This window comes from Rathayibacter agropyri, assembly GCF_013249015.1.
GTDB classification, from domain to species: Bacteria; Actinomycetota; Actinomycetes; order Actinomycetales; family Microbacteriaceae; genus Rathayibacter; species Rathayibacter agropyri.
Genome location: NZ_JABRPL010000001.1, coordinates 966,867 through 989,020 on the forward strand (window position 1 = coordinate 966,867; position 22,154 = coordinate 989,020).

Below are 22,154 nucleotides of genomic sequence, written 5' to 3' on the forward strand. Positions count from 1 at the left end.
AGACCCCTTTGAGCTTACCTCGACTGCTTCGATGGGGCCATCCCTGCGCGCTTGGCCCGAGCGCGCTCCACCCTGTCGAGCCGAGAGGTGACCCGAACCCATGAGTCGCTCGCCCTGCCACTGGATCACACCGAATGAGCCTCCCACTCCACGCCTTCGACTACCGCACCCTGCCGTTCGACCCGGCCCCGCCCGACGAAAAAGCCCCGGTGGAGGCCTTTTTCGCGGCGCAGCCTGCGACCCGGGACCAACTGCCCGACCCAGAGCCGCTCCTCGCTCGGCTCACCCTGGTCGTGCTCGAGATCCTCGAGGGCTCGCGCGAGATCGACCAGATCGCCCGCTGGCTGACCGACGAGGTGTACCACCATCTGCAGAAGCGTGTCGTGCTCTCGGCGCGCTCACGGAGCCTGAAGCGCCGCACAGGGCAGCGGATCCCCTTCACGGTCGGCCGCGTGGTGATCACCGAGCCCCGAGACGGCGTCGTCGAAGGAGTGGTGATGGTGCACACCCGCGTGCGCACACGAGCCGTTGCCATCCGCCTCGAGGGCATGGACGCCCGCTGGCGCGCGACCGCGATCAACGTGCTGTGAACGCGGGCATAACGGCGCGCGTGCGCGAGCAGCACTAACGGGCACCAGCGCACGACGACACCCTGGCTCCCGCGGCCGCGGGAGCCAGGGTGTCGTCGTGGCGGAATGTCAGCGGCGCTTGGCCTGCGCGCGGCGCTCCTCGCGATTCGCCGGCGCGGCTCCGGAGCCGCCGGTCGTCTGACCGAACGCACCCGTCGTCGTCGGGCCTTCGTCGACCCCACCCTCGGGAAGGGCCTTGCGGACCTCCTCGGCCCGCGCCTTAGCCGTGGCCGCCTGCTGCACCTGCCCGCGCTGATTGCGGACCTCGACTCCGCCCGAGTCGCTCGGCGCGGAGTAACTGAGCCTTTCGGTCGGTGCAACCGGCTCGGCGAGGCCCTTGGCGGCGACCCCGGCGACCTCGCCCTGCTTCTCGGTCACTTCGACCTCGAGGTTGAACAGGAAGCCGACCGTCTCCTCACGAATCTGGCCCATCATCTGCTGGAACAGGGCGAAGCCCTCGCGCTGGTACTCGACCAGCGGGTCGCGCTGAGCCATGGCGCGCAGGCCGATGCCGTCCTTCAGGTAGTCCATCTCGTAGAGGTGGTCACGCCAGCGGCGGTCGATCACCGAGAGGACGACGCGGCGCTCGAGCTCGCGCATGGCCGGGGCTCCGAGCTGCTCCTCGCGGCGCTGGTAGGCAAGCGTCGCATCCGAAAGGATCTCCCGGCGCATGAACTCCTTGTTGATGCGGCCGCGGCTGCCGGCCTCCTGCACGACCTCGTCGATCGTCAGGCTCACCGGGTAGAGCGTCTTCAGCTCGGTCCACAGGGCGTCGAAGTCCCAGTCGTCGCCGTTGCCATCGCCTGTGTGCACCTCGAGGATCTCGTCGATCACGTCGACCAGGAACTTCTGGGTGCGCTCGTGCAGGTCGTCGCCCTCGAGGATGTGGCGGCGGTCGGAGTAGATGGCCTCGCGCTGACGGTTGAGGACGTCATCGTACTTCAGCACGTTCTTGCGGATCTCGGCGTTGCGAGCCTCGACCTGGGACTGTGCGCTGCGGATCGCTCGCGAGACGACCTTCGACTCGATGGCGATGTCGTCCGGCACATTGCCGCGCCCCATCAGGGCCTCGGCCGCGCCGGAGTTGAACAGGCGCATCAGGTCGTCGGTGAGCGAGAGGTAGAAACGGCTTTCACCCGGGTCGCCCTGCCTGCCGGAACGGCCGCGCAGCTGGTTATCGATTCGGCGCGACTCGTGGCGCTCGGTACCGAGCACGTACAGGCCGCCGGCGGCCTGCACCTTCTCGGCCTCCTCGCCGACCTTCGCCTTGACCGCGGCAAAGACGTCGTCCCAGGCGGCCTCGTACTCATCCGGAGTTTCGGAGGGGTTCAGGCCCTTGGCCGTCATCTCAGCCACGGCGAGGAACTCGGCGTTCCCACCGAGCATGATGTCGGTGCCGCGGCCCGCCATGTTCGTGGCGACCGTGACGGCACCGAGGCGACCGGCCTGGGCGACGATGGCCGCCTCCCGAGCATGGTTCTTGGCGTTCAGGACCTCGTGGCGCACGCCCTTCTTGGCGAGCAGGCGCGAGAGGTACTCGCTCTTCTCGACGCTGGTCGTGCCGACGAGGACCGGCTGCCCGGCGGCGTGACGCTCGGCGATATCCTCGACGACCTGCTCGAACTTGACCTGCTCGTTCTTGTAGACGAGGTCGGCGTTGTCGATCCGCACCATCTTGCGGTTGGTCGGGATCGGCACCACGCCCAGCTTGTAAGTCGACATGAACTCGGCGGCCTCGGTCTCGGCGGTGCCGGTCATGCCCGAGAGTTTGCCGTAGAGGCGGAAGTAGTTTTGCAGCGTGACGGTCGCGAGGGTCTGGTTCTCGGCCTTGACCTGCACGCCCTCCTTCGCCTCGATCGCCTGGTGAATGCCCTCGTTATAGCGACGGCCGGCGAGGATGCGGCCGGTGTGCTCATCGACAATCAGGACTTCGCCGTTGAGCACGACGTAGTCCTTGTCTTTCTTGAACAGTGCACGCGCTTTGATGGCGTTGTTGAGGAACGAGATGAGCGGGGTGTTCGCCGACTCGTAGAGATTGTCGATGCCGAGGTAATCCTCGACCTTCTCGATTCCGGGCTCGAGGACGCCGACGGTGCGCTTCTTCTCGTCAACCTCGAAGTCCTCACCGTCGATGAGGCGCGTGGCGAGAGTGGCGAACTCGGCGAACCAGCGGTTGGCCTCGCCCGACGCCGGGCCGGAGATGATCAGTGGGGTGCGGGCCTCGTCGATGAGGATCGAGTCGACCTCGTCGACGATCGCGTAGAAGTGACCGCGCTGCACCATGTCCTGCGCCTGCCACGCCATATTGTCGCGGAGGTAATCGAAGCCGAACTCATTGTTCGTGCCGTAGGTGATGTCGGCGGCGTACTGCTCGCGGCGCTGCTCCGGAGTCTGTCCAGAGAGGATCACGCCCGTGCTCATCCCGAGGGCGCGGAAGACGCGGCCCATCAGCTCGGACTGGTACGAGGCAAGGAAGTCGTTCACCGTGACGATGTGCACGCCGCGGCTCGCGATCGCGTTGAGGTACGCCGGCAAGGTCGCGACGAGGGTTTTGCCCTCGCCGGTCTTCATCTCGGCAATGTTGCCGAGGTGCAGGGCGGCGCCACCCATGAGCTGCACGTCGAAGTGGCGGAGGCCGAGCGTGCGGCGGGAGGCCTCGCGCACGGCGGCAAACGCCTCCGGCAGCAGGTCGTCCAGCGACTCGCCGTTCGAGTAGCGCTCGCGCAGCTCGACGGTCTCGTTCTTCAGCTCCTCGTCGCTCAGGTGCGTGAAGTCCTCTTCGAGGGCGTTGACGGCCTTCGCGTAGTTCTCGAGGCGGCGGATGACCCGCCCCTCCCCGACGCGAAGGACCTTTTCGAGGACAGAGGCCACGGGGTACTCCAAATAAGTAGAAGACTGAAGCCGCGCGCCGGAGCGCGGACCGCGACCAGCCTAGCCGGGGCCGGCTGTGGTCGGCCCGGGCATCGTGTCCGCCCTGGGCGGACTCCCGGCCTGCTCAGAGAACGCAGACGCGCAGGGGCCCCGATGCTCGCAGCACCGGGGCCCCTTGTGCGCGTCGATCAGCCGGCGGCCTGCTCGGCCACCTCGTCCGCCTCGTCGCCCAGCCCGATCACGCCGTAATCCCAGCCTTTGCGGCGGTAGACGACGCTCGGTCGACCCGTCTCGGAGTCGATGAAGAGGTAGAAGTCGTGCCCCACGAGTTCCATGTAGTCGACGGCATCGTCGACCGTCATCGACACCGAGGCGAAGACCTTCTTGCGGATGACGACGGGGCAGTACGGCTCCTCGACTTCGTCCTCCACCGGCTCCGGCTCTGCCGCCTGTACGGGGACGACACCGGCGCTGAGCTGCTCGAGCACCGCGGCATCGGCGGGCTGAATGGCAACGACGCTGAAGTCGTCGGCGGCAGCGTCGCGGAGCGAGGTCGGCCGATGCTGGCCGCGATGGACCTTCCTCCGGTCTTTGGCTCGTCGCACACGTTCGAGGAGACGTCCGATGGCGATGTCGAATGCGGCGTACTTATCGGCTCCGCTTGCCTCGGCCCGTACGACGGGCCCCTTCCCGATCAGCGTGAGCTCCACTCGGTCGCCGCCGCTTGCGCCCTTGCCCTCGGCATGGCGACTCGCCTTGATCTCGAGTGCGAGAGCACGATCGGCGAGGTGCGCCACCTTGTCCGACTTCTCCGTCGCGTACGCGCGGAAGCGATCGGTGATGTCGATGTTGCGTCCTGTGATGTCGATGTCCATGACAACCTCCCAGTCGAGTCCGGCGTGCCGCCTTGCTCCGGGGCGGACCGTTCACGCCGTGCCCCCACCGTAGACCCCGGGCACCGGATCGTCACCGGGTGTTCATCGAGACGCGCCTACTAGCGGCTCCGATCGCAGCGGAGTACCAGCCAGCGCGACCGCGCCGCGCACCGTTCCGCCCGCCAGACGCACGGCCCGCCGCAGCTCCAGCAGGGTCGCCCCCGAAGTGACGACGTCATCGACGAGCACGACCGGCGGCACCCGTGCGAGCGAGCGGCGGGCGCGAAAAGCGCCGTCGAGGTTGCCGTGGCGATCGACGCGACCCAACCCGACCTGGTCGTGGACGGTGCGCGTGCGGCGCAGCACATTCTCCACGCGCCCGCCGGCGCTCGCCACGAGGAGCGCGACCGGGTCGATGCCGCGGCGCACGCGGCTCGCGTACGAGCCCGGTGGAGCAACCAGCGGCGCGGGACTTCCGCGGAGGACGCCACGGAGCGCCGGTCGCAACAGGCCGGCAAGCGGGCGGACGGCGGCCGTGCGGCCCTCCTCCTTGAGCGCGAGGACGAGCCGGCGGACCACTCCCGCGTAGGGCGCGCCCGTGACCACCTCGAGCGGATCGTCCGGCGGGCCGAGCGAACGCCGCGTCATCACCGCCGACTCGGCCAGCTCCCGTGCGCAGGGGACGCAGGGCGCCCGGGAGACGGCGACACCGCAGGCGGGGCAGTCGAGCGGGAGGAGGACGGCGAGGGCCTCGAGGAGGTGGTCAGTCAGCATTCCCCCACACTGCCGAGGCGGCGAGCCGAGCGGCACAGGAAATTGCCCGTTCGGGACAATCCGCGGGTGTGATGGACCTGGGGAGGAGCGTTCAGGATCCGATGCCGGTCTGCGCCGCAAGCAGGCGGATGTCGGTCGCGATGGTCTGCCACGCCGATCCGCGCTGCTGCCGCAGCTCGCCGCCCTCGGCGAGGAGGCGGATCTGCGTGGACGCGTTGCCGGCCGCGATCTGCACGGTGCCGGTCGTGGTGCCGAGCGGAGTGGCCCCTCCGCCGAGAAGATTCATGGTGACGGTGTCCTCCCCCGTCGATGCGCGGACGACCGCGACCACATCGACCTCATCGGCCCAGGCGGCGGTGATGGCGGTGCCGAGCATGGATCGGAGGACGACCGGCTCGCCGACCGCGACCGGATCGCCGTCCCGCGAGCGGGTGATACCGGCAACAAGCACCGTCGCCTGAGGCCCGTCCTGCGCCAGCGCGAGCATCCGTGTGCCGTCGCGCGAGACGGCGATCGACGCGAGCGACTCGATTTCGCTCCACGCGGTCGCGACCTGCATGGAGCGGGAGCCGTCGGCCGTGTAGGCGACCAGCTGCCCGGGCGAGCCGGCGGGCACCGACCAGACGTAGCCGGACGGGTCGATCGTCGGCGCGATCAGCCCCGAGCGCGCGTCGAGCAGTACGTCGCCCCGCTCGGGATCGAGCAGACTCACTCCGGCGTCTGAGAGCACCGCAGCGGAGGCGTCGGAGTCGGCACCGCGCTGCGCCCCGAGCACGGCGGCCCGCGGATCAAGGTTCTGGATCCGCTCCGACACGCCGGTCCGAGCGAGGCCGGACGAGCCGAGAAAGCCGAACGCGTCGTCCGTCAGCACCAGGGGCCGGGTGTCGACCCGTGGCGAAACCGGCAGACCACCGACCTCGGGGGAGACGTCGATCGGGTTCTGCTCGACCGAGAGAGCGACTCCGGTCACGTTGGAGACGTTCGCCAGGCTGCGGTTGAGCTGGAGGGCCATCAATCGCCACTGGCGCTGGTCGGCCTCGAGCGCGGCCGGGTTGAGGTTGACCAGGGCGCGCTGCGACTCGACGGGGACGGTCTCGGCGGCGAGCGCCGTCCCCGTGGGGAACGCTGAGACGACCGCGGCAGAGTCGCGCAACCAGGGCGTGGGTCCGCGCAGCAGTTCCGTGACGATGGTCGTGCTGGTCGAGCTGTCAGCGCGGGAGGCGAACCAGCGCAGGTCGGGCACGAGATAGCGATAGCTCGGGTCGAAGAAGTACAGCGCATGGGTCGAGAAGACCTGCTCGAAAGTGGTGCGATCGATCACGACGCCGCTCGGCGGTGCGCTGATGCGCCACTGGCCGTTCTCCTGGACGAAGCCATAGTCGAGGGTCAGCGCGGCTGTGGTGGCGACGTCGGTGTAGACCCCCGTCGCGTCCACTTCGGCCACGGGCGTGATCGTGAGGGAAAGCGTCGACGCCGACTGGGAGGCGGAGGAGCGCTGGCCTTCGTCGACCGTCACGTGCTCGCCCGGCGTCCAGACGGCGCCGGTGGAGAGGAACTCGCGGGCGATCTTGTAGTTGCTCTGCGGACTCGACGCGGCATCGATGAAGCCGGCGAGGATGTCGCGCTGCGATGCACCGGCGGCGGGGCCAGACGGGAGGAAGTCGTACTGCAGGTCCTGTGGCGCCGGGTCCGGCCGTCCGACTCCGACGTCACCGGAACGCGGGATGCCCGCACAGCCGGCCAGGCCGAGAGCCAGGAGCGCGGCGACAGCCGCTGCCCGGAGCGCGCCGCGCCTCACGGGAGGACCCCCGCGACGGGCGCCGTCTGCACCGGCGGCACAACGACCGGCCCGCTGTAGGCCTGCTCCCCCGCGTCGACCGGGGGCAGCGGGAGCGGCGAGGAGTCGATCCGCTCGCCGCGGTGCCTCGGGAGAGTGAGGCGGAAGCAGGCGCCGCGGCCGGGCATCGACCAGACCTGGAGCCAGCCGTGGTGCAGGGCCGTGTCCTCCTGCGCGATCGACAGGCCGAGGCCCGTGCCGCCCAGGGTGCGGCGGCGGGAAGGATCGGCCCGCCAGAAGCGGTCAAACACCCGCGCCACCTCCTCGGAGTTCATGCCGTGACCGTAATCGCGGACGGCAAGGGCCACCGCGCACGCGTTGCTGTCGACGGTGACGACGATCTCACGGCCGTCGCCGTGCTCGATCGCATTGCCGAGCAGGTTGCGCACGATCCGGCGGATACGACGCGGATCGAGCTCGGCATCGAAGTAGCCGCCGGGTGCTGACAGCGTGAGCCGGGAGCCGTTGGCCTCGGCGATTCCGCGCATCGCCTCGATTTCGTCCCCCGCGAGACGCACCAGGTTGACCGGCTCCAGCTCGAGTTCGGCCGAGCCCGCGTCGTGGCGCGAGATCTCGAGCAGGTCAGCCAGGAGGCTCTCGAACCGGCCGATCTGGCCGTGCAGCAGCTCGACGGTGCGCTCAGCAACCGGAGGGAAGCCCTCGCGCTGGTCGTAGAGGACGTCGCCGGCCAGCTTCATCGTGGTGAGCGGAGTGCGCAGCTCGTGCGACACGTCCGAGACGAAGCGCTGCTGTACCTGACTGAGCGTAGCCAGCTCACTGATCCTGTCTTGCAGGCTGTCGGCCATGCCGTTGAAGGAGCGGGCGAGGGTCGCGATCACGTCCTGCCCGCGCTCAGGGATGCGCACGTCGAAATCGCCGGCGGCTAGTCGCTGGCTGGTGTCTGCGGCGACCCGCACGGGCGCGACGACGATCCGCACGACGACCCAGCTGACGGCACCGATGAGCAGGATGAGCAGGATGCCGGCGATGGTGAGCACCTGCTGCACGAATTGGAGGGTGCGCTCGGCGTCGGCGAGGGAGTAACCGATGTACAGCTCGTAGCGCCCTGCCGAACCCGGCAGATCAAGGGTCGAACCCACGAGGATCCCCGGCTGCTGCCGTCCGGAGGCGTCGAGCGTGACCGACTGCCAGTACTGACCCTCGGCGCCGGCCTGCACCCTCTCGCGCAGCGCGTCACTGATGACACGGTTTTGCAGTTCGCGGTTGTAGACGTCCTGCGGAGCGAGCGAGGACGCGTCCTGATCAGGCGAGCGGACGACGGCGATGAGGGCGGAGGAGGAGGCGTCGCGGACCGCGGTGCGTACCGAACTCATGACCTCCTCCATGTCCTGCCTGGTCGAGACGGTCGCCGCGTTCAGATAGCCCTGAGCGGCCCGGGTCGCGCGCGCGGTATCGCCGGTCACCTGCGTGAGGCGCGACTGGAAGAGGTTGTCACTGATGCTGTACGAGAGGTAGATCCCCGTCGAGCCGATGGCGAGGCCGCTGAGAAGCACCGTGATCGCGACCGCGCGAAACTGCAACGACGTGCGCCACACCCGCAGCACATGGCCAAGCCAGCGGCGCAGAGCGTGAGCGGAGGGTCGGGGCACGGTCAGCTCGGCTGGATGGCGCCGGCGCGGTAGCCGACTCCGCGCACGGTCGTCACGATCCGGGGGTCGTCCGGATCCTTCTCGACCTTCGCGCGCAGCCGCTGAACATGCACGTTGACGAGCCGGGTGTCGGCCTTGTAGTGGTAACCCCAGACCTGCTCAAGCAGCATCTCGCGGGTGAACACCTGCTGCGGTTTGGAGGCGAGGGCGAGGAGCAGGTCGAACTCGAGCGGAGTGAGACCGATGCGGGTGTCACCGCGACGCACCTCGTGCCCGGCGACGTCCAGGCTCAGATCCCCCACCTGCAGCACCGCGTTGGCCGCGGCCGATGCGGGACGCAGCCGGGTCTTGATCCGCGCAACCAGCTCCTTGGGGTCGAAGGGCTTGGCCACGTAGTCGTCGGCGCCGGACTCGAGGCCCTGCACCACATCCGCGGTGTCCGACTTGGCGGTCAGCATGATGACCGGGACGCCGGACTCCGCTCGGATCGAGCGGCAGACCTCGATGCCGTCGATGCCGGGCAGCATGAGATCGAGCAGGACGAGGTCGGGGCGGGACCGCCGGAAGGCGTCGAGTGCACCGGTTCCGTCGGCGCAGAAGGACACGTCGTAGTCCTCCGCCCGCAGGACGATGCCGATCATCTCGGCGAGAGCGGCGTCATCGTCGACCACCAGGATGCTCGCGCTCATCGTCCTCGTCCTCGTCTCGGTGGCGTGCCCTGCGCTGAGTGCGCGGGGTCCGTCTCACATCGCATTCCCTGATGGGTGCACGCGGTAACCGACTCAGGCTAACCGACGCAGGACGGGGAAGGGCCGAGAACCCGTACCCCGCTGCGAAGGACGGGCCGCGACGGGAAAGGAGCGCTCGGGTGAGCCTGTGACAGCATGGGAGAGATGACCGACGCAGCTCCGTGGCCACCGCCCGCAAGCCGCCCCGACGACGCGGATCCTTCTGCCCAGGAGGCGGCTCGACATTCTCCTGCCGCTCCCGCTCCGAGACCCCCCGCTCCAGTGACACCAGCCTGGTCGCCGGCGTCGTCCGCCGGAGCGTGGTCAACCGATCCTCGGCAGGGCTCTGCCCCCGCTCTGGGGTGGACACCCCCGCCTCGGCCGGGCCTCGTGCCGCTGCGTCCCCTCGGCTTCGGCACACTCCTGAGTGCGCCCTTCCAGGTGCTTCGCCGGAGCCCCCGAACCACGCTCGGAGTCGCGCTGCTTGTGCAGGGGCTCGGCTCGGTCCTCGCGCTGGCCGTGTACGGGCTGATCGCCCTGCTGGCGGTCGGGCGCATCGCCCAGGCGGAGGCGGACGACCGCGACGCTGTGAGCGCCGGCTCCCTCGCCATCGTCATCCTCGCGGCACTGATCCCCCTCGCCGTCTCGCTCGCGACCGGCGCGCTCGTGCAGGGCGTCGTCGTCCTCGAAGTCTCGCGCGGGGTTCTCGGTGAGCGCGCGACGCTCCGGCAGCTGCTCAGACGCCTTCGCGGCCGCTTCTGGGCGTTGATCGCCTGGACCGTACTGCAGGGGCTGGGCTATCTGCTCCTCGTCGTGCTGGTGGCCGCTCTCGCAGTGCCGCTGTTCCTCCTGGGTGCGCAGGAGGGCAGCTCGGGCGCGATCATCGGCGGCGTCCTGGTGCTGATCGGGGCCGCGAGTGCCGCCACCGTCCTCGGCGCGTGGCTGAGCACGCAGCTCGCCCTCGTGCCGAGCCTGATCATGCTCGAACGGCTGGGTCTGCGGCGCGCCGTCGCCCGCTCGTGGCAGCTGGTCCGCGGCGGATTCTGGCGGACCTTCGGCGCGCTCGCCCTGATGCTGGTCATCATTCAGGTAGCGGGGCAGGTCGTGGCGATTCCGTTCAGCCTCCTGATCCCGCTCGCCGGGGCACTGATCGCGCCCACCGACCCCAACGCCCAGGTCGTCACCTCCGTCGTCGTCACGCTCCTCTCGGTCGCCATCGGCCTTGTGATCGGCGCGGTCGGCACGGTGCTGCAGTCGGCCGTCACGGGGCTGCTGTACCTGGATCGGCGGATGCGCCGTGAGGGCTTCGACCTGGTGCTGATGCGGCACGTCGAGGAGCGTGCCGCCGGTCGTCCCTCCCCCGATCCGTTCCCCGTGCCGGAGCGCTCGTGATCCTGCCGGTGGCACCGCTTGACCCGGATGCGGAGCAGGCGCGGCGCCTCCTCCTCGAGGAGCTCGCCGATCCCCGCTACCGCGCGGCCGAGCCGAGCCTGTTCGACCGCGCGGTCCAGGCGATCCGCGAGTGGTTCGCCTCCCTGACTCTGCAGGGCGACGGGCCGCCGGTGCCGGTCGCCGCGGTGATCGGGGTACTCGTGCTCGTCGCGCTCGTCGTAGCGGCGCTGATGATCGCGGGGCGGCCGCGGACCGCACGGCGCAGCACCGTCACGGGCGCGGTCCTGGCGGCGGACGACACCCGCTCCGCCACGACCCTGCGCTTGCTCGCGGACGCGGCAGCCGCGCGAGGCGCGTGGGACGAGGCGCTCGTGGAGCGGTTCCGTGCGCTCGTGCGCTCACTCGATGAGCGGACGGTCCTGCGTGTGTCGCCGGGCACCACAGCGCGCGGCCTGGCCGTGCGCGCCTCCTCCGCCTTCCCCGCCTCCGCCTCCGCACTGAAGCGGACCGCGGACGACTTCGACCGCGTCCGCTACCTCGGATTCCCCTGCGGCCCCGCGGAATACGAGCGGGTCGCCGCACTCGATCGCGAACTGGCGGCGACGGCGCCCGTCTTCGATCCGCTCGGCGCCGCTCAATGAGCGTCGGCGCTGTCTCCACGCCCGGCCTCGGTGCACTACTGCGCCGGGGACGCGTCTGGCTCGTGCTGATCGTTCTCGTGGCCGTCGGCACGCTGCTGTTGACCGTCGCCACGGGGGCGCGAGTGCCCGCTCCCGACCTCGATATCGACAGCGCCGCACCGGACGGCGCCCGCGCCCTCACCCAGGTCCTCCGCCAGCAGGGCGTGGAGGTGGTGCGGGCGGATGACCTTGACTCCGCTCTCACCGCCCTCGCCCCCGGTGCGACACTGCTCATCGACGATCCGGATGTGGCCCTTGACGAGGCGCAGTATCGCCGGCTCGCCCGCGCGTCCGCCTCCGTGCTCCTCGTTCGGCCCGGCGGCGCCGCGGTCGACTCACTGCTGCCCGGGATCCGCTTCGCCGGCTCCCCAGCCGACACGGGCGTCCTCCGTGCCGACTGCGCGCTGCCCGCGGCCGAGCGCGCCGGCACCATCCCCTCGGGCGGCAGCACCTACCGCATCCTCGACACCGGCGTACAGGGCTGCTTCCCCTCGGGCGACGACGCGTTCGCCCTGGTGAGCGCTGAGGGCCCGGGAGGCGCGCGCGTCACGGCGATCGGCGACGCCGATCTGCTGCGCAACAGCACGATCGCCGAGGAGGGCCGGGCCGCCCTGGCGCTCGGCCTACTCGGCGGCGAGGACCGTCTGGTGTGGTACCGCGCCGGCGCCGCCGACTCCCCCCACACCGCGGTGCGCCCCTCCGACCTCGCGCCCGGCTGGGTCACTCCGGCGCTGCTCCTGCTGGTCGCCGTCTTCGTCGCATCCGCCGTGTGGCGCGGTCGCCGCTTCGGGCCGCTCGCCGTCGAGCCGCTGCCCGTCATCGTGCACGCCAGCGAGACCGCCCGTGGCCGCGCCCGGCTCTACGCCCGCGGAGCGCTGCGCCTGCGCGCGCTGGACGCCCTACGCATCGGCACGTTGCACCGCACCGCGTCACTGCTGGGCCTGGCTCCGGCGACAGGAGTCGACGAGATCGTCGCCGTCGCCGCTGCCCGTCTCGAGCGTGACCCAGCCGCGCTCCGCCGCCTCCTCATCGAGGATGAGCCGGCCGACGACGATGCGCTGGTGGCGGCCTCCGACGAACTCCTCCGCTTCGAAAGCGCGCTGCACAGCGCCCTCTCGCCCACTCCCGCCCGACGACCGGAAGGCCCCCTCCGATGAGCGATCCCACCCTCTCTGCGCGCCAGCACGCGCCGATCCCGGACGACGACCTGCGCGCCGAGTTGGACCGCGTCCGCGCCGAGGTCGGCCGGGCCGTCGTCGGCCAAGACGGAGCCGTATCGGGCCTCCTCATCGCCCTGCTCGCCGGCGGCCACGTCCTGCTCGAGGGCGTTCCCGGAGTCGCGAAGACGCTCCTCGTGCGCGCCCTCTCGGTCTCGCTCGGGCTCGACACGCGGCGGGTGCAGTTCACGCCAGACCTCATGCCCGGCGACATCACGGGCTCGCTGGTCTACGACGCGTCGACCTCCGACTTCGCCTTCCGCGAAGGTCCAGTGTTCACCAATCTCCTGCTTGCCGATGAGATCAATCGGACCCCGCCCAAGACGCAGGCGGCGCTGCTCGAGGCGATGGAGGAGCGGCAGGTCAGCGTCGACGGACGCACCCTCGCCCTCCCCGATCCCTTCCTCGTCGCCGCCACCCAGAACCCCGTCGAGTACGAGGGCACCTACGTGCTCCCGGAGGCGCAGCTGGACCGGTTCCTGCTCAAGCTAGTGCTGGAGGTACCCCCGCGCGACGTCGAGGTCGAGGTGCTCTCGCGCCATGCCGCGGGCTTCGACCCGCGCGACCTCGGTGCCGCAGGCGTGCGGCCCGTGCTCGACGCCGGGCGCCTACGCGCGGCCCAGGAGTCGATGCGCCGCGTCGGAGCCGGCCCGGACGTGCTGGGCTACATCGTCGACCTAGCCCGTGCCACTCGCGAGAGCCCGAGCGTGAAGCTCGGCGCGAGCCCCCGCGGATCGACCGCGCTGCTCGCCGCCGCGCGCGCCTGGGCATGGCTGAACGGCTACGGCTCGATCACCCCCGACCACGTCCAGGCGATGGTCCTGCCAGTGCTGCGCCACCGCCTCCAGCTCGAGCCAGAGGCGGAACTCGAGGGCGTCCGCACGGAGGCGGTCCTGGGCGCGATCCTGCAGCAGGTCCGCGTCCCGGTCTGAGCCGTGCACCTCACCGGACGCAGTGTCCTCGTCCTCCTCATCGGCCTCGTGCCGGTCGTCCTGCTGGGCGGCCGGGCCGAGGTTGCCTTCGCCGTGCTCGGGCTCTGGCTGCTCATGTGGACCGTGCTCGTCACGGTCGACGTCGCCGCTGCGGGCTCTGCTCGCGCGGTTGCGCTTCACCGGCACACCCCCGAGCGGGTACGGCTCGGCGAGCGAGCCGAGGCCGTCCTCCTCATCACGAACACCGGCAGGCGGAGGATCACCGGTGTGCTCCGTGACGCCTGGGAGCCCTCCGCCGGAGCCGTGATGACGCGCTCAGCGCTGCGGCTCCCGCCCGGCGAACGGCGCGCGGTGACGACGATCCTGAAGCCGCGCCGTCGGGGCGAGCGCCGGGCGTTGCACGTCACCGTCCGCTCCCGCGGCCCACTGGGCCTGGCCGGACGGCAGGCAACCCACGCCGCCGGCGCCTCGGTCCGCGTGCTGCCGGCCTTCCGCTCCCGCCGCCACCTGCCCTCCCGTCTCGCGCGCCTGCGCGAGCTTGAGGGACGCACCAGCGTGATGATCCGCGGGCAGGGCACTGAGTTCGACAGCCTCCGCGAGTACGTCCGCGGCGACGACGTGCGGTCGTTGGACTGGCGGGCGACGGCGCGGCGCCGGGAGCCTGTCGTCCGCACGTGGCGTCCGGAGCGCGACCGGCGGGTGGTCGTCGTGCTCGACACGGGGCGCACCTCCGCCGCCCGCATCGACGACGAGCCGCGCCTGGACACCGCGATCGAGGCGTCGCTGCTGCTGTCCGCCCTCGCCGCCTCAGCGGGCGACCGGGTGGACGTGCTCGCGTTCGACCGTGCCCGGCGCGCCCGCGTGCATGGCGCGACGGGCACGGAGGTGCTCACGCGCGTGGTCGACGCACTGGCCCCCGTGCAGCCGCAGCTGGTCGAGACCGACTGGGCCGCGGTCCCCGCGCAGGTACGCGCCCTGGTCTCGCAGCGCTCCCTCATCGTGCTGCTCACCGCGCTCGACTCGGTCGGATCGGCCCAGGGGCTGCTCGCGGTGCTCCCCCAGCTGACCCGCGTGCATACCGTCGTCGTCGCCTGCGCGCTCGATCCTGAGCTACAGCGGATGGCCGGGGACCGCCGCGACCGGGCCGCGGTCTACAGCGCCGCCGCCGCAGAGCGCTCCCTGGCCGATGTCGAGCGCCTCTCCGCCGCCGTCCGACGCCTCGGCGGCGATGTCGTACTGGCCGGCCCCGAGCGCCTGCCGCCGGCGCTGGCCGACCGCTACCTCGCGCTCAAGGCCGCCGGTCGGCTCTGAGGGGTTCAGGCCTCGGCAATACCGCGCGAGCCCGCCTCGAAGCGCCCGAGGTCGCCGGTCTCGCCGACCCGAGCCGCTCGGCCACCGACGACGACCATGTACAGGAGGAACGCGAGCAGGGCGAGCGAACCGATCCCGATCTTGACCCACCACGGCCACGGTGCGGGGGTCACAAAGCCCTCAATCACGCCGGACACCAGCAGAACGAACACGAGCCCGATCGCGACGGTGAACAGGCTCCGCGCGTCCTCGGCCAGCGCCTGGCCACGCGTGCGGGGACCGGGCGCGATCCATGCCCAGAAGATCCGCAGTCCCGCTGCCGCCGCGACGAAGACGGCGGTAAGTTCGAGCTGCCCGTGCGGAGCGATGTAGAGGAAGAACGTGTCGCCCTCGCCCACGTGGAACATCACCGCGATCGAGGTTCCGAGGTTCTGCGCGTTCTGCAGGAGGATGTACGGCACGTAGACGCCGACGATCCCGAAGGCCACGCACTGTGCCGCGATCCAGGCATTGTTCGTCCAGACCTGCCCAGCGAAGGACGCGGCCGGGTTCTCGGAGTAGTAGTCGACGAAGTCGTCCTGGGCGAAGCGCCGCAGCTGCTCGTCGTCGCCGAGCGCCGCGAGCAGGCGCGGGTCGCCGAGAATCCAGACCGCGTAGAGCGTCGCCACCAGTGCGGTCCCGAGCGCCACGGCCAAGGTCAGCCAGCGGAGCCGGTAGAGGGCCGCGGGGAGCGCGAGGACGACGAAGCGCGAGAGGGCTGCGAGCGGCTCCTCCCGGGTGCCGGTCAGTCTCCCCCGAGCGCGCGAGAGCGAGACGGCCAGCCGGGTGCCGACCGCGGTCGACCCGGCGGTCGACGAGATCGCTGCGAGATCGGCGGAGGCGGCCTGATACCGCTCCACCAGCTCATCCGCTTCGCTGCCGCTCAGGCGGCGCTGGCGAGAGAGTTCGTCGAGCCGCGTCCACTGCGGCGTGCGAGCGGTCGAGAGAGCGTCGATGTCCATCTCCTGACAGGATAGCCACCGGCACGCCGTCGCGGCCAAGCACTCGGGAGGAGCACCGTGGACGACCAGCGCACCGACCTCTTCGACACCCCCGATCTGTTGACGGGCGAGGCGATAGCCCTCGAGGTCCCCGTCACTTCGTTCGTGCTGCGCGCGGTCGGCGCGATCCTCGACCTCCTCGCCGAGCTGCTCCTCGCGCTCGGCCTCTTCCTGCTCGTCGCCTCGCTGTCCGGCGACGACGGCCTCGACCAGGCGGCATCCTCGGCACTCGCGATCACCGTGCTTGTCGTCTCGATCGTGCTGGTGCCGGTCGCCGTCGAGACCGCGACGCGAGGCCGTTCGCTCGGCAAGCTCGTCATCGGCGCCCGTGTCGTCCGCGATGACGGCGGCTCGATCGGCTTCCGGCACGCTCTCGTCCGCAGCCTCACCGGCGTGCTCGAAATCCTGATGACCGTCGGCGGCCTCGCGGCGGTGGTCGGCCTGCTCTCGCCGCGCTCCCGCCGGCTGGGCGACGTGCTCGCCGGCACGCACAGTCAGCTCGAACGCGTGCCGAAGGCGGAGCCGCTGCAGCTCGAGGTCCCCGAGACCCTGCGAGGGTGGGCGCTCACCGCTGACGCCGCGCGACTCCCGGATGCACTGGCGCGGCGCCTGGCGCAGTTCCTCCGCCAGCGGCACGGGATGACCGAGCCGTCGCGCTCCCTCCTCGCAGCAGCCCTGGCCGACGAAGCCGCCGCGTTCGTCTCGCCGCTGCCCGACGCCTCGGCGGAGGACTTCCTCCTCGCCATCGCCGCTCTGCGCCGCACGCGCGAGGAGCGCGCGCTGCGGCTCTCTGACCAGAGCCTCGAGCGCCTGGCGCCGGTGCTGGCGAGCACACCGCGGGGCTTCCCCCGCCGCGACCGTTCCTAGGCCTCCGGGTAGGTTTTTCCGGGTGCGTCGCTGTTGCCGGGCGCGTCGCTGCCGGGCGCGTCGAAGCGGACGGTCCGCCAGCCCTGCGGAACCAGGAGCCGCCGGTCGTGCGATGCGCAGAGGTCGTAGCCGTGGGGATCGGGAGTGGGACTCAGCGGGCCCACGGCCACCAGGGAGTCGCGGTAGTCGTAGGTGAGGGTCACGGCTGCCGCCGCGCGGCATCCTGTCCGCGAGCACTGCCGTCCGGTCATCGCGCCTACAGTAGCAATAGGCTGGAAGCATGTCCCGTGCCCGTCGCCCCGTCGCCCGTCCGGCGGGCCCGCTGCGCGGAGGTTCTCGCGATCGGCACGGGCGCGGCGTCCGCGGCCCGATCACCGGCCCGAACCTGCCGCCGCTGCAAACCCGCACCGACTTCTTCGAGACGACGATCGGCTCGGCCATCGACTACCTCCGCGGAACCTGGCCTCAGGAACTCGTCGGCGTCCGGGTGGACGTGGCGACCACGCCGGACGTCGATCCCGAGAGCCTCGACGGGGCGGGGATCACGCGCTGGAGCGTGGACCGGGCCGCCAGGCGCATCACCCTGTACCGCGTGCCGATCGAACGCCTCGCCAAACTGCACCGCCGCGACGACTGGCACCAGCGGATGCTGATCGAGAGTTACGTGTTCCGTGCCGTCGCCGAACTGCTCGGCCGCGACCCCTGGGATCTCTCGCCTGACCGTTTCCGCGGTCTCTGACGCGGTCAGTGCACTCCGTACGCTCAGTGGGAGTAGACCGTGATCGGCGAGGAGAGCGGGCCGGGCGGAACGACGGCGTAGGAGGCGATTCCTCCGTCGCGGGCGAGCGAGACCGACGCCTGCACCGGCTGTGTGCTCGAGACGACAGCCGAGTCGCGGCCCAGAGAGGTGGAGAGCACAGCGAAGGGGCCCAGTTCAAGCGTGCGCGATTGGCCTGCTGAGGCGATCTCGACCGCGGCGGTCGAGTCGCTGCCGTTCGCGAGGTGCAGCACTGAGTCGACGTCGCCCGCGCTGCCGACGCCGAAGGGTGTCGATGTCGCCGTGCCCGCAACGAACCAGGCGAAATCGGTGCCGGCACTGCCGGTGGATGTGGAGCGGCCTGCAGCGACAATCGGCTGATCGGCGGTAAGGGTGATCCGGTAGGAGCCGTCGGCCAGACCTGAAACCGGGATCTCACCCACCCGGCCGGCGGGAACGACGACCTGGGTCGAGGCGCCCGAGCCGCTGGGGTTCTCGTTCGAGACTTCGACCGAGACCGTGCTGTCGCTGTCGCCGGGCACGAGGATGCGCAGGATCGGGATTCCCGCTCCGCCACTGCCGTCATCGCTCCCAGTCTGCGTGGGCGGGGCGGTCACAGTGAAGCCCGAGATGACCGTGATCGTGCCAGGACCTGCAGTCGGACCGGTCGTCTCGACGCCTTCGGGAGTGAGCCCGGAGATCGTGCTGCTCTGCATGCTCGCGGCGACCTCTCCTCCGCGGGACGTCACGTGCACCACCGGCTGGATGACGCCGGGAGCCAGGCCCGCCAACGGGAGCTCGCGCACAGATTGAGCGGGAACGACGATGCCCCTCGCTCCGGTCGCCTGGATCGCACCGTTCTCACCGAACAGGGTGAGGTCGACGGTCGCGGCGACGGCGCTGGGATTCGCGAGGATCAGCACGGAGGTGCGGCCAACATCGGTGGACCCGGCGACCAGCCAGCTGTCGGCGGACGGCTCGGCGCAACCGCGAGCCGAGAGCCCTCGGACGGTCTCGTTCGCGATCGACTGGACACGGACGCCTCCCGGAGCCGGATTGGCTCCCGCTGGCACGGCGAGACCGACGATGCCGGTGCCGGGCGAAGCGACATCGGCTTCTTTGAGCCGGGTCGAACCGGTCGTCGAGCCGTCAGGCCACACCGTCGAGGCCGAGCCGCCGAACGCGCGAAGCTGCTCGGGCTCGCTCGCGTCGATGAGATCCCCAGCGCAGACGAGCGCGCCGTCCGCGGCGACGGGAGTGATCACGACTCCCTCGCCGGCGCGCGAGGCGAGCTGCAGTGGAAGCAGCTGCGGAACGACGACCGCGGCCGCGGCGATCACGACCCCCGCGATTCCGACGGCGCTGCGCAGCGCGGTACGCCGCCGACGCGCGGCGGACGGGGTGCGGGCCGGCGCAGACTGAGCCTCGGCGGCACGCCTGTGTGCCCGGGATCGACGGGTGGCGGGATCGGTCATGCGCTTCTCCTGGTCGGCGGGGTCAGACATCGTCGTTCCCGTCGTCGAACTGGCCGGTGGCCTCGCCAGGCTCGTCGTCGATGCCCGCCACTGCGGCTCCCGAGCGGGCGCGCTCGAGCGACATCCCGGTTGGGACAGCGAGCAGCACCGCGACGAGGAAGACGAGCAGAAGAGCGATCGTGTAGGCGACGCCGAACGGACCGACAACATCCGAGGGAGTCGCCTCGGTCGTGGTGCTCTCCGCATTGACCGCGCTCCACAGCAGGCCGTAGCGCGTGTCGCCGACCGCCGAGAAGGCCGCGTTACCGTCGAGGGACACCGCAGCGCGGGCTCGGACGGCCGTGGCGGCATCGCCGATCTGCGAACCGGCGGGCTCGGTCAGCACGACGAAGCGCACTCCGAGGCGTTTTAGCGCCGAGTCGATGTCGAAGCCGGTGCGCGAGACCAGGTTGCCCGCGAGTTCATTGATCGCGTCGGCAGGCTCGGCGCCGGTTACAACGAGCGTGGACTGCTGATCGAGCGTCGCCCCGGCTCCGCGCTCGAGTCGCGCGAGAATTCCGCCATCGGCCTGAGGCACCAGGACGATCGTGCCGACGCGCGGATCGGTCTGCGCCTCCGCGGCGACATAGGCCGGCAGTGATCGGTCCGATGTGCTGGTGACCAGTGCTGAGCCGGTCGGGAACGCAACGGCCAGGGGGCCGGCCACAATCGCGACGGCCGCTGTAACGACGAGCGCCGGCACGATCCGGAACGAGGGGACAGCAGTGATCGACAGCGAGAAGCCGATGACCAGTCCGAGCCAGTAGAGGCTGAGCCCCGAGCCACTCCACACGTTAATCGCTACCGACCCGGTCGTCGCGACTTGCAGACCCTGAGCGAGCGCGGCCGTGAGGAGCCCCGCCCCGGCGACGCCAACTCCGCCGAGCGCCGAGAGGTTGTTCGGCAACAGCAGCGCGGCGAGGGCGGCGACGATCAGCGGCAGGACCAGCGCGGCGGTCACCAGCGGTGCGGCGGAAGCCCCGATACCAAGGCCCCCGAGGAAAGCTAACCAGGCACTCGGCAGGCCGCCGGGGACGCCCGCGAGCAGGGTGACCATGTCGGCACGCCCCGACGGTAGCGGCACGCCGGGATCAGCGAGGATCGCCAGCCAGTCGCTCCGGGGCGCTCGGGCGAGCACCAGCGGAAAAAGCAGCAGCAACGCCGGTACCGGCAGGCCGAGGAAGCGACCGACGCTGCGGCCCGCGGTCGCCACGACGACGAGCCAGATCACGAGCAGCGGCACGGCGAGCACGGGAGCGCAGGCGACGATCACCGCGGCGAGGATCGACGCGGTCGCCGACGAGGACCACGACCGGTACGCGCCGAAGCCGGCGAAGAACAGCCACGGCAGCAGCAGATGTACCAGCATCGGGCCCGGTCGTCCGTCGGCTTGCGCAGCGAAGAAGGCCGGAGCCAGCAGATAGACCAGGGATCCCGCGCCCCGCGCGATGGCGCTCGAGGTGAGCCGCGCGATCATCAGCCAGGCGCCCATCGCAGCGACAGGCAGAGCGAGCAGGTAGAGCAGGACCATCGACAGACTCGGCGACCAGAACGTGAACGAGCCGAGCACAGCAAGGACGGCAGCGAACGGATCCGCTGCGCCGATGAAGCCGGAGCCGAGATCACGCCAGCCGTAGGCGGCATTGCGCCAGAGGTCGCCGACCGTAGGCGACAGGGTCAGTAGTCCGCCACCGCTGAGCGCGGGTGCGGCGAGCAGCGGTGTGTAGAGGACGAGGCCAATGAGTGCAGCCACGAGAACGACCCAGACCCCGCCTCCTGAGAAGAAGGTGACGGGATGCCGGTCACGCCCGGCCTGCACGCGTACCGCATCGTGGCGTACGGAACGAAGCTGGCGCACTACGTCGAGTGGGATGCGCAGGGGTGCGATCGCCTTCCACCCCACGTTCTTCGAGGACCGCAAGATCCTCCTGGCTCGCAGCACCTTCGTGCCGCCAAACGCGACGACGACAGCCGCGAGCAGCTCGCCGCCAACCAATCCGGGCTGCTTGCGCAGGAGCCGGACGACCGCGCGGCCGATCGCGAGCGGCACGAGGGAGAGCCAGTGCAGCAGGACGAAGGCCACAGGTGCGTACGCGAGGCGTCGGTGCAGCTGGGCGGTGCGGTGCTGCCGCGCGCGGCGGCGCTCCCCGCTGTCGATCCGCCGGCCGTCGGGGCGTTGCAGGCCGATCCTGGCAGTGGTGACTCGAGCGTCGGGCACACGGCTGACGCGGTGTCCGGCGAGGCGCGTGCGGATCGAGAAGTCGAGGGCGTCGTCAACGACGGGCAGTCCGGGGTCGAAGCCGCCGAGCTCCTCCCAGAGGGAGTGGCGCACGAGCATCCCGCCCGCGGCGACCGAGAGCACGTCGGGCGTGGAGTCGTGCTGGCCCTGGTCGAGCTCGTCCTCGACGAGGTGCACGGTCGTGCCGTAGTTGGTGATCGACTCGCCGTAGCTGCGGATGTAGCCCGAGCGGGTCCAGTCCATGATCTTCGGGCCGGCGACGGCGACCGAGGGCGCCACTTCGACGGCGCCCAGCAGCGCCGCGAGGGCGCCGGGCTCCGGGGCCGAGTCCTGCGCGAGCAGCCACAGCCACTCGTCCTCGCCGACTGGCGGCTGCATGACGCGCACGGCGCGAGCGACTGCCTGCCCGAAGGGGAGGTTCTCGCTCACCTGGACCAGCTGTGTCGGGCCCCACGAGGCGAGCAGCTCATCGGTCGAGTCCTTCGAGCCGCCATCGACGAAGACGGTCGCGTCGGGCTGCCGGGTCTGCGCCCGGAGCGCCATGAGGGTTCGTTCCAGGTACGCTGCGCCATTACGCGCAACGAGGACGGCCGTGACTCGTGGATACATCGCGGACAACCCTAAGCGATGCTCGGTCCCCGCCCGCCTCCGGCTCGCCGCCCCGTCGATCTGGCGCGCACCGCGTCACCCCGCCACGTGCACCCCGCACTAGCCGGGAGACGCAGGGGCCCCTCATCTGCGGTCACGCTGAGCGGCGCGAGCTGAGCTGCGGTCACACCACTCAAAGAACTGCCAGCCCCGGCAAGACCCTCCCACAGGTGCACATCACCTGAGTCTGCGATGCAAGCGGTCGTGCGGAACCAAGCCCTCGACGCCAACGG

18 protein-coding genes are annotated in these 22,154 nt (G+C 70.8%); 8 read left to right on the plus strand and 10 right to left on the minus strand.

Annotated elements, in window-relative coordinates:
* The first annotated feature begins 134 nt into the window (after positions 1–134).
* Positions 135–590, plus strand: a complete 456-nt coding sequence (locus HRF29_RS04455; RefSeq protein ID WP_222929586.1) for an Rv3235 family protein — start codon at positions 135–137, stop codon at positions 588–590.
* A 108-nt stretch (positions 591–698) separates the two neighbouring features.
* Here the strand turns inward: HRF29_RS04455 and secA are convergent, their stop codons facing one another.
* The 6 genes from secA to mtrA all read right to left on the minus strand — a co-directional run bounded on the left by secA (position 699) and on the right by mtrA (position 9,285).
* Positions 699–3,500, minus strand: coding sequence for a preprotein translocase subunit SecA (gene secA / locus HRF29_RS04460; RefSeq protein WP_173245146.1), 2,802 nt, complete (start codon positions 3,498–3,500; stop codon positions 699–701).
* Positions 3,501–3,688: 188 nt separating this feature from the next.
* Complete coding sequence (gene hpf / locus HRF29_RS04465) at positions 3,689–4,375, minus strand: ribosome hibernation-promoting factor, HPF/YfiA family (protein WP_173245149.1); 687 nt, start codon at positions 4,373–4,375, stop codon at positions 3,689–3,691.
* A 102-nt stretch (positions 4,376–4,477) separates the two neighbouring features.
* A complete protein-coding gene (locus HRF29_RS04470) occupies positions 4,478–5,149 on the minus strand; it encodes a ComF family protein (RefSeq protein WP_173245152.1) in 672 nt (223 codons plus the stop codon).
* A 91-nt stretch (positions 5,150–5,240) separates the two neighbouring features.
* Positions 5,241–6,947 carry an LpqB family beta-propeller domain-containing protein gene (locus tag HRF29_RS04475; RefSeq protein ID WP_173245155.1) on the minus strand — a complete coding sequence of 569 codons (1,707 nt, stop codon included), beginning with the start codon at positions 6,945–6,947 and terminating at the stop codon, positions 5,241–5,243.
* Complete coding sequence (gene mtrB / locus HRF29_RS04480) at positions 6,944–8,596, minus strand: MtrAB system histidine kinase MtrB (protein ID WP_343043646.1); 1,653 nt, start codon at positions 8,594–8,596, stop codon at positions 6,944–6,946. Before mtrB ends, HRF29_RS04475 begins: the two co-directional genes overlap by 4 nt.
* A gap of 2 nt (positions 8,597–8,598) precedes the next feature.
* The gene (gene mtrA / locus HRF29_RS04485; RefSeq protein ID WP_173245158.1) at positions 8,599–9,285 is read right to left on the minus strand and encodes an MtrAB system response regulator MtrA; all 687 of its coding nucleotides are present in this window, start codon (positions 9,283–9,285) and stop codon (positions 8,599–8,601) included.
* Positions 9,286–9,714: 429 nt separating this feature from the next.
* Here mtrA and HRF29_RS04490 point away from each other — a divergent pair, with 429 nt between their 5' ends.
* Genes HRF29_RS04490 through HRF29_RS04510 form a run of 5 tightly spaced genes read left to right on the plus strand, consistent with a single transcriptional unit; the run spans position 9,715 to position 14,856 of the window.
* Positions 9,715–10,716, plus strand: a complete 1,002-nt coding sequence (locus HRF29_RS04490) for a DUF7847 domain-containing protein (RefSeq protein WP_173245161.1) — start codon at positions 9,715–9,717, stop codon at positions 10,714–10,716.
* On the plus strand, positions 10,713–11,357 hold the full coding sequence (locus HRF29_RS04495; RefSeq protein WP_173245164.1) for a DUF4129 domain-containing protein: 645 nt from the start codon (positions 10,713–10,715) through the stop codon (positions 11,355–11,357). Before HRF29_RS04490 ends, HRF29_RS04495 begins: the two co-directional genes overlap by 4 nt.
* Positions 11,354–12,553: a DUF4350 domain-containing protein gene (locus HRF29_RS04500; RefSeq protein WP_173245167.1), complete on the plus strand. Its 1,200-nt coding sequence runs from the start codon at positions 11,354–11,356 to the stop codon at positions 12,551–12,553. The genes HRF29_RS04495 and HRF29_RS04500 overlap by 4 nt, the downstream gene beginning before the upstream one ends.
* A complete protein-coding gene (locus HRF29_RS04505; protein ID WP_173245170.1) occupies positions 12,550–13,545 on the plus strand; it encodes an AAA family ATPase in 996 nt (331 codons plus the stop codon). Before HRF29_RS04500 ends, HRF29_RS04505 begins: the two co-directional genes overlap by 4 nt.
* Positions 13,546–13,548: 3 nt before the next feature.
* Positions 13,549–14,856, plus strand: coding sequence for a DUF58 domain-containing protein (locus HRF29_RS04510; protein WP_173245173.1), 1,308 nt, complete (start codon positions 13,549–13,551; stop codon positions 14,854–14,856).
* A gap of 5 nt (positions 14,857–14,861) precedes the next feature.
* Here the strand turns inward: HRF29_RS04510 and HRF29_RS04515 are convergent, their stop codons facing one another.
* On the minus strand, positions 14,862–15,857 hold the full coding sequence (locus HRF29_RS04515; RefSeq protein ID WP_173245176.1) for a stage II sporulation protein M: 996 nt from the start codon (positions 15,855–15,857) through the stop codon (positions 14,862–14,864).
* Between the two features lie 57 nt (positions 15,858–15,914).
* Here HRF29_RS04515 and HRF29_RS04520 point away from each other — a divergent pair, with 57 nt between their 5' ends.
* The gene (locus tag HRF29_RS04520) at positions 15,915–16,763 is read left to right on the plus strand and encodes an RDD family protein (RefSeq protein ID WP_343043647.1); all 849 of its coding nucleotides are present in this window, start codon (positions 15,915–15,917) and stop codon (positions 16,761–16,763) included.
* On the opposite strand, the gene HRF29_RS04525 is transcribed toward HRF29_RS04520, so the two are convergent.
* Positions 16,760–17,014, minus strand: a complete 255-nt coding sequence (locus tag HRF29_RS04525) for a DUF3499 family protein (protein WP_222929587.1) — start codon at positions 17,012–17,014, stop codon at positions 16,760–16,762. The genes HRF29_RS04520 and HRF29_RS04525 overlap by 4 nt on opposite strands.
* Before the next feature lie 29 nt (positions 17,015–17,043).
* Between HRF29_RS04525 and HRF29_RS04530 the strand changes: the two genes are divergently transcribed.
* Positions 17,044–17,502, plus strand: coding sequence for a metallopeptidase family protein (locus HRF29_RS04530; protein ID WP_173245182.1), 459 nt, complete (start codon positions 17,044–17,046; stop codon positions 17,500–17,502).
* A gap of 23 nt (positions 17,503–17,525) precedes the next feature.
* Here the strand turns inward: HRF29_RS04530 and HRF29_RS04535 are convergent, their stop codons facing one another.
* Both HRF29_RS04535 and HRF29_RS04540 read right to left on the minus strand, forming a co-directional pair.
* Entirely contained in the window at positions 17,526–18,995 is a 1,470-nt protein-coding gene (locus HRF29_RS04535; protein WP_173245185.1) for a DUF5719 family protein, read from the minus strand.
* 22 nt (positions 18,996–19,017) lie between these two features.
* Positions 19,018–21,882, minus strand: coding sequence for a glycosyltransferase family 2 protein (locus tag HRF29_RS04540; RefSeq protein ID WP_173245188.1), 2,865 nt, complete (start codon positions 21,880–21,882; stop codon positions 19,018–19,020).
* Positions 21,883–22,154 lie beyond the last annotated feature (272 nt).

Excerpts from the sequence above, each read along its gene's own strand:
- HRF29_RS04455 (WP_222929586.1), top strand. The coding sequence starts at position 135 with ATGAGCCTCCCACTCCACGCCTTCGACTACCGCACCCTGCCGTTCGAC.
- hpf (WP_173245149.1), bottom strand. The coding sequence starts at position 4,375 with ATGGACATCGACATCACAGGACGCAACATCGACATCACCGATCGCTTC.
- HRF29_RS04470 (WP_173245152.1), bottom strand. The coding sequence starts at position 5,149 with ATGCTGACTGACCACCTCCTCGAGGCCCTCGCCGTCCTCCTCCCGCTC.
- mtrA (WP_173245158.1), bottom strand. The coding sequence starts at position 9,285 with ATGAGCGCGAGCATCCTGGTGGTCGACGATGACGCCGCTCTCGCCGAG.
- HRF29_RS04500 (WP_173245167.1), top strand. The coding sequence starts at position 11,354 with ATGAGCGTCGGCGCTGTCTCCACGCCCGGCCTCGGTGCACTACTGCGC.
- HRF29_RS04505 (WP_173245170.1), top strand. The coding sequence starts at position 12,550 with ATGAGCGATCCCACCCTCTCTGCGCGCCAGCACGCGCCGATCCCGGAC.
- HRF29_RS04515 (WP_173245176.1), bottom strand. The coding sequence starts at position 15,857 with ATGGACATCGACGCTCTCTCGACCGCTCGCACGCCGCAGTGGACGCGG.
- HRF29_RS04525 (WP_222929587.1), bottom strand. The coding sequence starts at position 17,014 with ATGACCGGACGGCAGTGCTCGCGGACAGGATGCCGCGCGGCGGCAGCC.
- HRF29_RS04530 (WP_173245182.1), top strand. The coding sequence starts at position 17,044 with ATGTCCCGTGCCCGTCGCCCCGTCGCCCGTCCGGCGGGCCCGCTGCGC.
- HRF29_RS04535 (WP_173245185.1), bottom strand. The coding sequence starts at position 18,995 with ATGACCGATCCCGCCACCCGTCGATCCCGGGCACACAGGCGTGCCGCC.
- HRF29_RS04540 (WP_173245188.1), bottom strand. The coding sequence starts at position 21,882 with ATGTATCCACGAGTCACGGCCGTCCTCGTTGCGCGTAATGGCGCAGCG.